This is a genomic window from Cupriavidus sp. MPR-AND1C (assembly GCF_058809705.1).
In genome coordinates, this window is record NZ_JBXASU010000151.1 from 1 (window position 1) to 11,442 (window position 11,442).

The following is an 11,442-nucleotide window of genomic DNA, read 5'->3' on the forward strand; positions in this document are numbered from 1 at the left end:
GGCTGGCAGGATTCGAACCCACGACCCCTTGGTTCGTAGCCAAGTACTCTATCCAACTGAGCTACAGCCGCACGCGAGGGCAGGACTATATCGCACCTGGCGAAAAATACAAGGGGGTACGCAGATAAAAGTTGGGGGTGGTCCCTGGCCGGCGGGCTAAGTCACCCGCGCAACCAGCTCAACCAGCCCCGGCAGCATCAGATATCCCCCGATCGCCACCAGTACCCCAAACGCAATCCGCCGCGTTGCCGCCGCCGAAAGCGGCGGCGGAAAACGCCGGGCCGCCATCGTGGTCAATGCCACAACCGGCACTGCAAGTGCTGCCTGTATCCAGATGTCGGCGCTGAGCTGCCCTTGCCACGCACTGAACAAGGTGCGTGTCACGGAGGTCGCGGTGAACACAAGGATCAGCGCGCAGCGGATCTCCACCAGCGACAGCGGCTGGCGATAGAACTGGAAGATCAGTGGCGGCCCGGACACGCCAAACATGCCGCTGAGCAAGCCGCCAGCGATGCCGCTGACAAAGAAGCTGCGGTTGCCGGAGCGCCGCGGCAGCGGCGCAGGGCGCAGCGCGGCGCTAACGCCGCCGTACAGCACCACCGCGCCCAGCAGCCATTGCAGGATGCCGGCGGCGGCGCTGCTCAGGTAGTCGAGGATCAGCACGCCGATCACCACGGAGGGCAGAATGCCGAGCGTGGCCGCGCCCACCGCGCGCCAGTCGATGTGATGCAGCTTGCCGGGCAGCGCCACGGCGCTGTTGGCCAGCGTCACCAGGCTCACCAGCGTGGCAACGGTCGCCACCGGCGCGAGGTCCAGCCCGCTGGTCGCGCCCATCACGATCATGCCGAGGCCAAAGCCGGTCACCGTCTGGAAGTAGCTTGCCGCGCCCATCAGCGCGAGCAGCGGCAGCAGGTGGTCCGCGGTCATGGCTGGCAGGCGGCCATGGGGGCTTGCGGCTGGGTTTGCGCGGCGGCTTGCGCCTGCACCGCGGTGACGGCGATCACGTAAAACACGTCGTCTGCGCTGCAGCCGCGCGACAGATCGTTGGCCGGTTTTTGCAGCCCTTGCAGCAAGGGCCCGATTGCCTTGGCGCCGCCCACGCGCTCGGCCAGCTTGTAGCCGATATTGCCGGCCTCCAGGCTGGGAAAGACCAGCACATTGGCGCGGCCTTCCACCTTGGAGTGCTCGATCTTCTTGCTGGCGATCTCGGCAACGATGGCGGCATCGAGCTGCACGTCGCCATCGATGGCCAGCGCCGGGCGCTGCGCCTGCACCAGGCGCGTGGCTTGCACCACCTTGTCAACCGCGGCATGCCGGGCGCTGCCGCTGGTGGAGAACGACAGCATGGCGACGCGCGGGGCATCCATCAGCAGGTTTTGCGCGCTGTCGGCTGCGGCCATGGCGATCTCGGCCAGCTCAGCGGCGCCGGGATCCACCACCAGCCCGCAATCGGAAAAAATCAGGCCGCCCTTCAATGCATGGAACGGTTCGCACAACATCATCAGGAAGAAGCTCGATACCAGCTTGAACGCCGGGTGAATGCCGATGACCTGGATGGCGGTGCGCACCACGTCGGCGGTGGTGTGCACCGCGCCGGCCACCGAGCCGTCCGCATGGCCCAGGCGCACCATCAGGTTGGCGAAGCACAGGGGCTTGAGCACTTCGCGCCTGGCCTCTTCCAGCGTCATGCCCTTTTTCTCGCGCAGGGCGAACAGCTTGCGCGCCAGGGACGGCGTGAGCGCGGAGGTGGCGGGGTCGATCACGTCCATGCCGGCCAGATCGATGTCCTCGCTGGCGGCCGCCTGGCGGATGCGCGCCGCGTCGCCCACCAGCACGATGCGCGCGATGCCCTCATGGGCCGCGCGTTGCGCGGCCTGCAGGATGCGCGGGTCTTCAGCCTCGCACAGCACGATGCGCCTGGGTTCGGCGCGGGCGCGCTCGATGATGCGGTTGATCGCTTTCATGATGGGGTCGCTCAAAATGGAAAATGGCCGGAAGCAGCGGGCGCTGCCTCCGGCCACCGGCCAAGCGCCCGCTAACTCACTGGCTCAGACGTAGTCCTTGTACTTGTCGAGCATGCGCACGGGCTTGGCCAGCGCATCGCGGCGGAACGGGTCGCCGAGCTCACGGGTGCACATGATCTCGATGATGGTGGTCTTGCCGTGATTCATCTGCAGGTCGATGGCGCGCTTGAGTGCCGGGCCGACGTCTTCGAGCTTGTCGACCACGATGCCCTCGGCGCCCATGGCGCGGGCGATCTCGGCGAAGCTCTGGTTGTCCAGCTCGCCGGCGACGAAGCGGCGGTTGTAGAAGTCGACCTGGTTCTTCTTCTCCGCGCCCCACTGGCGGTTGTGGAACACCACGGCCGTCACCGGGATGTTGTGGCGCACGGCGGTCATGGTCTCCATCAGGCTCATGCCCCAGGCGCCGTCGCCGGCGTAGGACACGGCCGGGCGGTGGGGTGCGGCCACCTTGGCGCCCATGATGGTGGGGAAGGCATAGCCGCAGTTGCCCCAGCTCATGGCGGCAAAGAAGCTGCGCGGCTTGTTGAAGCGCAGGTAGCTGTTGGCCACCGAGTTGATGTTGCCGATGTCGGTGGACACCATCACGTCATCGGGCATGGCCTTTTCCAGCTCGCGCAGGACCTGGCGCGGATGCAGGTAGTGTCCGCCGGTGGGCGTGCGCTCCTGCTTTTGCTCCTCGATCATGTCCAGGCTGTAGGGGTCGCGCTCGTGGGTCCACTCGTCGAGTTCCTTCTCCCAGGCGGCCTTCTCGGCGGCGATCTGTCCGGCGCGGTCTTCGCGGGAGGCGTCGCAGGCCAGCGTGCGGCCGGCCAGGCGCTCGGTGAGCGCCACGGCAGCGGCCTTGGCATCGCCGCAGATGCCCACCGAGATCTTCTTCACCAGGCCGAGCATCTTGTGGTCGGCATCGATCTGGATGATCTTGGCGTGCTTGGGCCAGTAGTCCATGCCGTGCTGGGGCAAGGTGCCGAAGGGACCGAGGCGCGAGCCGAGGGCGATGACGACATCGGCGCGGGCGAGCAGCTTCATGGCCGCCTTGGAGCCCTGGTAGCCGAGCGGGCCGCACCACAGCGGATGGCTGGCGGGGAAGGAGTCGTTGTGCAGGTAGCTGTTGACCACCGGGGCGCCGAGGCGCTCGGCCAGCGCCTGGCATTGCTCAATCGCATCGGCCATGACCACGCCGCCGCCGGAGATGATGACGGGGAACCTGGCCTTGGCGATCAGCTCGGCGGCTTCGTTCAGGCGCTGGTCGCCGCCGGGGCCGCGGTCCAGGCGCTGGGGCTGGGGGATCTCGGCCTTGATCTGTCCGTAGAAGTAGTCGCGGGGGATATTGAGCTGGGTCGGTCCCATCTCGGCCATGGCGCGGTCGAAGCAGCGGCCGGTGTACTCGGCCATGCGCGCGGGGTGGGTGACGTGGCCCTGGTACTTGGTGAACTCCTGGAACATGGGCAACTGCTTGGCTTCCTGGAATCCGCCCAGGCCAATGCCCATGGTGCCGGCCTCCGGGGTGACGATGACCACCGGGCTATGTGCCCAGTAAGCGGCGGCGATGGCGGTGACGCAGTTGCTGATGCCGGGGCCGTTCTGTCCGATGACGACGCCGTGGCGGCCCGAGACGCGGGCATAGCCGTCGGCCATGTGGCCAGCGCCTTGTTCGTGCACGACGGGGATCAGGCGGATGCCGGCGGGGGCGAAGATGTCCATGGCGTCCATGAAGGCCGAGCCCATGATGCCGAACATGTCGGTGACGCCGTTGGCGGCCAGGGTCTCGACAAAGGCTTCCGACGGGGTCATCTCCTGCGGGCCGGTGGTGGCGGTGCCAGCTTGGGTGCCTGCGGCGAGGGTTTCGGGAAGATGTTCGCTCATGGTGTAGTGTCTCCGGTCTTCGATCAAAACGGAACCAAATGTTCCGAAAAGTGTTCGTGGATCGAAATGTAGGATGAGACTAAGCGATGGTCAATAAGAAAATCCGATAAACGGAATGCCTTGTACCTAAAAACGCTAGTAAATACCCTTTAAAGTGACGCAAGTTCAACCTGCGCGCCCATGTGGACCCACAGTTGGTCCCCGCTGGCTCTAACCCGGCGGCGGGCCGCTTTCTACCATACGGTTACACCTTGCCCAGCGCGGCTTGCCAAAGCGCCTGGTGCACGCCGCGACGACTCGCCAATGCGCAGAGCGCCGCTAAGAAAGGAGAGGACGCAAAGACGTCCCAACCAGATGGAGACACTGGCATGCCTCATGCTTATCACCTCTTCCTCCTCGAGCAGGCACCGCCCTGGTGCCGGGCTTTCCCTGCCGGCGGTCTCCGCCACAGCACATCACACCGTTCATCTTGAGGAGGTTCATCATGCGTTGGTTCAAGCAGCTTGCAGCAAGCGTGGTACTGGCGGCCGTTGTTGCCCCGGGCGCCTACGCGCAGACCAAGGAAGTTGTCATCGCCTACCAGGATATGGTGGTGCCGTGGCGCTATGCGCAGGACATGAAGGAAGTCGAGAAGCAGACCGGCTACAAGGTCTCGTTCCGCCAGTTCGGCGGCGGCGGCGACGTGATCCGCGCCATGGCGTCGGGCCAGATTGCCATCGGCGAAGCCGGTACCTCGCCGATTGCCTCGGCGTTGTCGCAGGGGCTGGAAGTGGAGTTGTTCTGGATCCTTGACGACATCAACGCGGCCGAGGCCATGGTGGCGCGCAACGGCAGCAACATCAACAGCGTGGCGGACCTCAAAGGCAAGCGGGTGGGCGTGCCTTTTGTCTCCACCACGCACTACCACACGCTGGTGGCGCTGGAGCAGGCCAAGATCAATCCCAAGGACGTCAAGATCATGAACATGCGGCCGCCCGAAGTGGCCGCGGCCTGGGAGCGCGGCGACATCGATGCCACCTTCATCTGGGACCCGGTGCTGGCCAAGCTCAAGCAATCGGGCAAGGTGCTGGTGACCTCCGGCAAGATCGCCGCCGAGACCGGCAAGGCTACCTTCGACGGCATGATCGCCAACAAGAAGTTTGCGCGGGAGAACCCCGAGTTCATGGTCAAGTTCGTCAAGATCCTGGCCGCGGCGGATGACAAGTATCGCCAGGACAAGGCGGCATGGACCCCGGAGTCGCCGATGGTGAAGGCGGTGGCCAAGGTCTCGGGCGCCAAGCCCGAGGCGGTGCCAGCCAGCATGGCGCTGTACGGTTTCCCCACGCTTGAGGAGCAAGCCTCACCCCGCTGGCTGGGCGGCGGCGCGGCCAAGGCCCTGCAATCGGCGGCGCAATTCCTGAAGGAGCAGGGCACGATCCAGACCGTGTTGCCGGACTACGGCCCGGGGGTGAATGCGGAGTGGGTGAAGCGCGCCCTCGCCACCAGGACGCCGGCCTGATTTGCCGGTGCCGCGCGGCGGGCGACGCTGGCCGCGCGGCCTTGAATCCTCTTTTCAGGAAGTTTGCAGCTATGGCCAGACTCGAAATCGACAACCTGAGCGTGAACTACGGCGGCCGCGGTGGCGCCGATACGCTGGCCCTGTCGCAAGTCAATCTCACCATGGAGCGCGGTGATTTCGTGGTCGCGCTCGGTGCTTCCGGGTGCGGCAAGACGACCTTGCTATCGTGCATCGCCGGATTCATGCAACCCTCGGAAGGCGAGATCCGCCTCGATGGCAAATCCGTGCACGGCCCGGGTGCAGAGCGCGGCGTCGTGTTCCAGAAGCATGCATTGATGCCCTGGCTCAATGTGCTGGACAACGTGGCGCTGGGCCTGCGGCTGCGCGGCGTGCCGCGCGCCGAGCGCCTGCGCATCGCCCAGGAAAAGCTGGCGCTGGTCGGCCTGGAGAAAGTGGCGGCCAAGCCGGTCTACCAGCTCTCTGGCGGCATGCAGCAGCGCGTGGGCATTGCCCGCACGCTTGCCAACGATCCGGCGGTGATGCTGATGGATGAGCCGCTCGGCGCGCTCGATGCGCTCACGCGCGAGACGATCCAGGCGCTGATCCTCAAGCTGTGGGCGGCGGAGCAGAAGATCGTGTTCTTCATCACCCACAGTGTGGAGGAAGCGCTGTTCCTGGCAACGCGGCTGATCGTGATGACGCCCTCGCCGGGCCGCATCGCGCATACCTATGAGCTGCCCTTCGCCCGACGCTTCATTGCCTGCGGCAACGCCCGCGAGGTCAAGGCCGATCCGGAGTTCATCCGGTACCGCGAAGAAATCGTCAACCTGATCCATGCCACGCCCTGAGGAGTCCGACATGTCTGCTTCTGCTCAAAGACTCGAGCCCGCGCCGGGCACCGCCGCCGTGGCCGCCAAGCCGCCCGCGCGCCGCATGAAGGCCGTCTCCGGCTACCGCTTGCCGGGCGAAGGTTCCAGTTCACGCATCTCCACCATCACCGTGGTGTCGCTGCTGGCGCTCTGGTGGATCGCCAGCCACCTGCGCTGGCTGCCGCCGCTGTTCCTGCCCACGCCGGAAGCCATCATCAACGCGTTTATCGATGCCTGGAACGGCAATGTGCAGGGCGGCCTGCCGCTGACCGAGCACTTTCGCGCCAGCATGGTGCGCGTGTTCGGCGCCTTTGCGCTGGCCACCGTCACGGCGGTGCCGATCGGCGTGATGATGGGTGTGTCGCGCATTGCGCGCGGCGTCTTCGATCCGCCGATCGAGTTCTATCGCCCGCTGCCGCCGCTGGCCTACCTGCCGCTGATCGTGATCTGGTTCGGCATCGATGAAACGTCCAAGATCCTGCTGATCTTCCTGGCTTGCTTTGCGCCGCTGGCGATGTCCGCGCAGGCCGGCGTGCGCTCGGTCACCATCGAGCAGATCAACGCGGCGTATTCGATGGGCGCCAACCGCTGGCAGGTGATCCGCCATGTGGTGATCCCCGCCGCGCTGCCGGACATCCTGACCGGCATGCGGATCGCCATCGGCTTTGGCTGGACCACGCTGGTCGCGGCGGAGATGGTGGCCGCCACCTCGGGCCTGGGGCAGATGGTGCTCAACGCGTCGAACTTCCTGCGCACGGATGTGGTGATCATGGGCATCGGGCTGATCGGCCTGATTGCCTATACCTTCGATCTGCTGATGCGCAAGACGGAGAAGTGGCTGGTGCCCTGGAAGGGGAGGATGTAAAGCCTGTGACCGACCGGGCGGCGGCATGCGCTGCCCGGCTCCTGCCGCTCATGCCCCTCCTGCCGCTTTAGCCGTGCCCGCAGCCCGATCGACCGGTCACGCGGCCAGCTGGAATGCGCGCTCCGCAATACCAGCGACACCGGGGCGAACAGCGAATACCCCGCCGGCCAGCGGCTGCTCGGCTTGCACCGACGCATCGGCCGGGCGAATCGACGTGACGAACAAGGTCTTCATGTCGGCGCCGCCAAAGGCGCACATCGCCGGCTTTTTCACGGGAAGCGCGATGCTGCGGTCCAGGCGCCCCTCTGGCGTAAAGCGGTGCACGACGCCTGCGTCATTCCCGCAGATCCAGTAGCAGCCATCAACGTCCACCGCAGCGCCGTCCGGGCGCCCCGGATATTGCCGCATGTCGATCCACAGGCGCCGCCGGCTGGCCACGCCGTTTGCGGCATCGTAGTCGAACGCCCAGATTGCCTGCACATCCGGATGCGAGTCCGACAGGTACATCGTGCGTCCGTCGGGCGACCATGCCATCCCGTTGGGAACGATCAGTCCCTCGATCTGCTGCTGCAGGCCGCGCGCGTCGAAGCGATACACCGAGCCAATCGATTGCGCCGGATGCATGTCGAGGTGCATGGTGCCCGCCCAGAACCGGCCTTGCCGATCACACCGGCCGTCGTTGAATCGCATGGAGGGGGCAGGGTGCGCGACGCTGGCGAGCCTGCGGCTGGCCATGCTGCCATCGGGCTGTGGCTGCAGGTGGAACAGGCCGCTCTGCATGCCGGCGACAAAGCCACCGGCGCTGGCCGGGGCGATGCATCCCGCCATTTCGGGCAACTCCCAGGTACGGATTGCCGCGTTTGCGGCGCGCCATTCGAACAGCGTCCGGGCGGGGATGTCCGACCAGTACAGGCATTGCGTCTGCGTATCCCAGAACGGGCTTTCGCCGACCGCATTGCGGACATCGGCAATCAGGTCGATGGGTGCGTCAGTGATCATGATCTATCGGCTTGGACATCAGGGACCGAGCGGCCTCTTGATTCTAGTATGCGCCTCAGGCCGCTCTTTGTGTTACGTTGTCATACAACAAATTATAAGGAAATCCAAGAGTCAGTGCGAGCGATTTTCGGCTTCCTCGAATTTAGCAGAGTGTAAACCCTGAATACCCGATTTCCTTCTTGTTCCAATGCCTCCTTAGTCATAGGATGACGTATAAGTTTGGCGCCGAAACAGGTCACGCGAAACCGCACCTTCCAGATAGGACTCACCGTATGAAAGCCAACATCCTGCAGCTGAACCCGATCCTCATCCCTGCCATCAACGACAAGCTGGATTCGCTCTACACCATGCACCGCTTGTTCGAGCAAACCGACAAGGACGCCTATCTGCGCGAGCACGGGCCCACCATCCGCGCGGTCATCACCGGCGGCCACACCGGCATTACCAGGGAGATGATGGCGCAACTGCCCGCGCTTCAGGTGGTGGCGGTCAACGGCGTCGGCACCGATGCGGTCGACCTCGAATATGCCCGCGCGCGCGGCCTGCCGGTGACCGGGACGTTCGGGGCGCTGACCGAGGACGTCGCGGATCTCGCCGTGGGCCTGTTGATCGCCACGTGCCGTGGCATGTGCGCGGGCGACCGGTTTATCCGCGCCGGCGACTGGGTCCGCCATCCGCAGCCAAGCGCTATCCCGCTGGCCCGCCGCGTCAGCGGCATGCGCGTGGGCATCGTCGGCATGGGCCGCGTGGGCCGGGCCATCGCGGCGCGCATGACGGCGTTCGGTTGCCCCGTTGCCTACACCGATCTCAAGGCAATGGATGACGTCCCCCACACCTTCGTGCCCGGCCTCGTGGCACTGGCCCGCCAGAGCGATGCGCTGATTCTTGCCGCCGCCGCGGACAAGGCGGAGGGCATCGTCAATGCCGAGGTGCTCGACGCGCTGGGCAAGGATGGCTACCTGATCAACATCGCGCGCGGCCGGCTGGTCAAGGAAGACGACCTGGTCGCGGCGCTGACATCCGGGGGCATCGCCGGCGCCGGGCTGGATGTCTTCGTCGATGAGCCGAACGTGCCGCAAGCCCTGTTCGCGCTGGACAACGTCACGCTGCAAGCGCACCGCGCCAGCGCCACGCACCAGACGCGGGCCGCCATGGGGGAGATGGTCCTGGCAAGCATTGCCCAGGCGCTTGCCGGGCAACGGCCCGAGTTCAGCCTCACGACCTGAGCGCTGGCAGCCCCGTTATTTCGCCTGGAAGTCAAGAATCAGAATGAGAGGAGACAAGATGCAGATCAGATATCTGGCGGCAATGGCCGTGAGCGTGCTGGCGTGCGGCATGGCCGGCGCGCAGTCTTATCCGGCCAAGCCGGTCACCATCGTGATCGGTTCCAGCCCCGGCAGCACCACGGATGGCCTGGCCCGCGCAATCGGTGCCCAGATCACCAGCCAGACGGGCCAGCCGGTCATCGTCGACAGCCGCCCCGGCGCATTCGGCGGCATCGCGGCGCAGCTTGTCGCGCGCTCGGCGCCCGATGGCTACACCCTGTTCATGACCACCAACACCACGCAGGCGGCCAATCCGCACCTGGTGAAGAACCTGCCCTACAACCCCATCAAGGACTTCGCGCCGATCGGCCAGGTGGTCCAGGGCTACATGGTGATGGTGGTGAACCCCAACGTGAAGGCCGCGAACGTGCCCGAGTTCATCGCACTGGCCAAGAAGGAGCCGGACAAGCTGACCTTCGGCTCCGGCTCATCATCGGCGCGGGTTGCCAGCGAGCAATTCCAGCACATGACCGGCACGAAACTCACGTACGTGCCCTACAAGGCCAATCCGGCCGCCGTGATCGACCTGGTGGCCGGACAGACCGATGTGATGATCGTCGACCTGACCACCAGCCTGCCGCAGATCAAGGCCGGCAAGCTGCGCGCGCTCGGCGTCAGCAGCCCGCAGCGCTCGCCGCTGCTGCCCAACGTGCCGACCATCGCGGAGCAAGGCGTGAAGGGCTATGAGTCCGGCTACTGGAACGGGCTGTACGCGCCGGCAGGCACGCCGGCGCCGATCATCAACCGGCTCAATGCGCTGATGCGCAATGCCATGGCGACCGAATCCATCCGCCATTTCGTGATGGAGAACGGCATGGAGGTCAAGGTGTCGTCGCCAGAGGAGCTGGCCAGATTCCAGCTTGCCGAGCTCGCTCGCTGGGGCTCGATCATCAAGACGGCAGGCATCCAGCCTGAATAGCGGCGACGCTCAGGGGGCTGGATGCCAAACGCTCGCTCAGAACGTAGCGGCCAGCTCCCTCGCCGTTTCCTGCAGGCGCGGCACGAACTCCAGCGAGCGCGACAGTGGCGAGCGCGCCGTAGGCGCATGCACCGCCAGCGCCGCCACCACCTGCCCGCGCTCATCGCGCACCGGCACGGCCACGCAGGAGATCCCCGCCACGAACTCTTCGTTGTCCACGCCAAGCTGCTTGTGCGCGCTGCGGTCCAGCTCGGCTTCGAGCAATTCCACATTGGTAACCGTGTTGGGCGTAAAGCGCTCCAGCGGCAGCTGCCGCACCAGCGCGGCGCGCTGCTCGCGCGGCAGCAGCGATAGCAGCAGCTTGCCGCTGGCCGAGCAGTGCAGCGGCACGCGCGAGCCCGGCTTCAGGTCCAGCCGCAGCGGCCACGGCGCTTCCATGCGGTCCAGGTACAGCACCGAGGTTTCGTGCAGCATGGTCAGGTTGACCGTTTCGCCGATGTCCGCCACCAGCCGCGCCAGGATGGCATGGCGCAACTGCCGCGTACCCGAATGCGTGACGATGGCCACGCCAAGGCGCGACAGGCGCGGCCCCACGGCATAAGCATTGCGCGCGCCCGGCTCGCGGATTACCAGCCCGCCGGCCTCCAGCGCGCCAAGCATGCGGTGCAGCGAAGCCTTGGGTGCTTCGAAACCCTGCATGATTTCCGCCAGCGACAAGGGGCGGTCGGCCGCAACCAGGAATTCGAGCAAGGCGAAGGCGCGCAGCGTGGGGGTATCGCGGTCCGCCGCTGCCGCGTCGGCTGCCATGCTCGTGACCGGCGCCGCGGCGGCCGGTTCTTCCAGGCGCAGGGACGCCTTCGCGCGCGCGGGTTTTGCGGGTTTGTTCTTGGGGGCCTCGGAAGGCGCTTTTTTGGGTGCCGCTACTGTTGCCGATTTCAATTCGGACTCCGTTCCGGAAAACGAGACGATTTGATTGTACTTCCGCAGAGGCATTGGTCACTAGCGGTGTATCAAGGCTTGAGCCGGTTTTGCTGCGGTGGGCTTTGGCGGCGCCGGCATTGGGGGGGGATTGGGGGGATT

Annotated in this window: 10 protein-coding genes; 5 read left to right on the forward strand and 5 right to left on the reverse strand. The window is 65.8% G+C overall.

Features of this window, described 5'->3' with window-relative positions; translation table 11 throughout:
- Positions 1-156: 156 nt before the first annotated feature.
- The 3 genes from AC1RWI_RS36770 to xsc form a co-directional block, all read right to left on the reverse strand.
- Positions 157-927 (reverse strand): sulfite exporter TauE/SafE family protein, encoded by a 771-nt coding sequence (locus AC1RWI_RS36770; protein ID WP_043356364.1) that lies wholly within the window; start codon positions 925-927, stop codon positions 157-159.
- Complete coding sequence (pta, locus tag AC1RWI_RS36775; RefSeq protein WP_492870761.1) at positions 924-1,964, reverse strand: phosphate acetyltransferase; 1,041 nt, start codon at positions 1,962-1,964, stop codon at positions 924-926. The genes AC1RWI_RS36770 and pta overlap by 4 nt, the downstream gene beginning before the upstream one ends.
- Positions 1,965-2,048: 84 nt before the next feature.
- Positions 2,049-3,887: a sulfoacetaldehyde acetyltransferase gene (gene xsc / locus AC1RWI_RS36780; RefSeq protein WP_492870762.1), complete on the reverse strand. Its 1,839-nt coding sequence runs from the start codon at positions 3,885-3,887 to the stop codon at positions 2,049-2,051.
- Positions 3,888-4,371: 484 nt separating this feature from the next.
- Between xsc and tauA the strand changes: the two genes are divergently transcribed.
- The 3 genes from tauA to AC1RWI_RS36795 all read left to right on the forward strand — a co-directional run bounded on the left by tauA (position 4,372) and on the right by AC1RWI_RS36795 (position 7,119).
- The gene (gene tauA / locus AC1RWI_RS36785; protein WP_492870763.1) at positions 4,372-5,385 is read left to right on the forward strand and encodes a taurine ABC transporter substrate-binding protein; all 1,014 of its coding nucleotides are present in this window, start codon (positions 4,372-4,374) and stop codon (positions 5,383-5,385) included.
- Positions 5,386-5,456: 71 nt separating this feature from the next.
- Positions 5,457-6,233, forward strand: coding sequence for a taurine ABC transporter ATP-binding protein (locus AC1RWI_RS36790; protein WP_043356357.1), 777 nt, complete (start codon positions 5,457-5,459; stop codon positions 6,231-6,233).
- A gap of 10 nt (positions 6,234-6,243) precedes the next feature.
- Positions 6,244-7,119 (forward strand): ABC transporter permease subunit, encoded by an 876-nt coding sequence (locus tag AC1RWI_RS36795; RefSeq protein ID WP_150986973.1) that lies wholly within the window; start codon positions 6,244-6,246, stop codon positions 7,117-7,119.
- 96 nt (positions 7,120-7,215) lie between these two features.
- Here AC1RWI_RS36795 and AC1RWI_RS36800 read toward each other — a convergent pair whose 3' ends face one another.
- Positions 7,216-8,118 carry an SMP-30/gluconolactonase/LRE family protein gene (locus tag AC1RWI_RS36800; RefSeq protein ID WP_043356353.1) on the reverse strand — a complete coding sequence of 301 codons (903 nt, stop codon included), beginning with the start codon at positions 8,116-8,118 and terminating at the stop codon, positions 7,216-7,218.
- A 272-nt stretch (positions 8,119-8,390) separates the two neighbouring features.
- Between AC1RWI_RS36800 and AC1RWI_RS36805 the strand changes: the two genes are divergently transcribed.
- Together AC1RWI_RS36805 and AC1RWI_RS36810 are read left to right on the forward strand one after the other, a co-directional pair.
- Positions 8,391-9,344, forward strand: a complete 954-nt coding sequence (locus tag AC1RWI_RS36805; protein ID WP_043356350.1) for a 2-hydroxyacid dehydrogenase — start codon at positions 8,391-8,393, stop codon at positions 9,342-9,344.
- A gap of 58 nt (positions 9,345-9,402) precedes the next feature.
- A complete protein-coding gene (locus tag AC1RWI_RS36810; protein ID WP_082055202.1) occupies positions 9,403-10,362 on the forward strand; it encodes a Bug family tripartite tricarboxylate transporter substrate binding protein in 960 nt (319 codons plus the stop codon).
- A 36-nt stretch (positions 10,363-10,398) separates the two neighbouring features.
- Here AC1RWI_RS36810 and AC1RWI_RS36815 read toward each other — a convergent pair whose 3' ends face one another.
- Positions 10,399-11,169, reverse strand: coding sequence for an IclR family transcriptional regulator (locus AC1RWI_RS36815; protein ID WP_043356347.1), 771 nt, complete (start codon positions 11,167-11,169; stop codon positions 10,399-10,401).
- Between the last annotated feature and the right edge of the window lie 273 nt (positions 11,170-11,442).

Coding starts and splice junctions, on each gene's coding strand:
- AC1RWI_RS36770 (WP_043356364.1), bottom strand. CDS start 927: ATGACCGCGGACCACCTGCTGCCGCTGCTCGCGCTGATGGGCGCGGCA.
- pta (WP_492870761.1), bottom strand. CDS start 1,964: ATGAAAGCGATCAACCGCATCATCGAGCGCGCCCGCGCCGAACCCAGG.
- xsc (WP_492870762.1), bottom strand. CDS start 3,887: ATGAGCGAACATCTTCCCGAAACCCTCGCCGCAGGCACCCAAGCTGGC.
- tauA (WP_492870763.1), top strand. CDS start 4,372: ATGCGTTGGTTCAAGCAGCTTGCAGCAAGCGTGGTACTGGCGGCCGTT.
- AC1RWI_RS36790 (WP_043356357.1), top strand. CDS start 5,457: ATGGCCAGACTCGAAATCGACAACCTGAGCGTGAACTACGGCGGCCGC.
- AC1RWI_RS36795 (WP_150986973.1), top strand. CDS start 6,244: ATGTCTGCTTCTGCTCAAAGACTCGAGCCCGCGCCGGGCACCGCCGCC.
- AC1RWI_RS36800 (WP_043356353.1), bottom strand. CDS start 8,118: ATGATCACTGACGCACCCATCGACCTGATTGCCGATGTCCGCAATGCG.
- AC1RWI_RS36805 (WP_043356350.1), top strand. CDS start 8,391: ATGAAAGCCAACATCCTGCAGCTGAACCCGATCCTCATCCCTGCCATC.
- AC1RWI_RS36810 (WP_082055202.1), top strand. CDS start 9,403: ATGCAGATCAGATATCTGGCGGCAATGGCCGTGAGCGTGCTGGCGTGC.
- AC1RWI_RS36815 (WP_043356347.1), bottom strand. CDS start 11,169: ATGGCAGCCGACGCGGCAGCGGCGGACCGCGATACCCCCACGCTGCGC.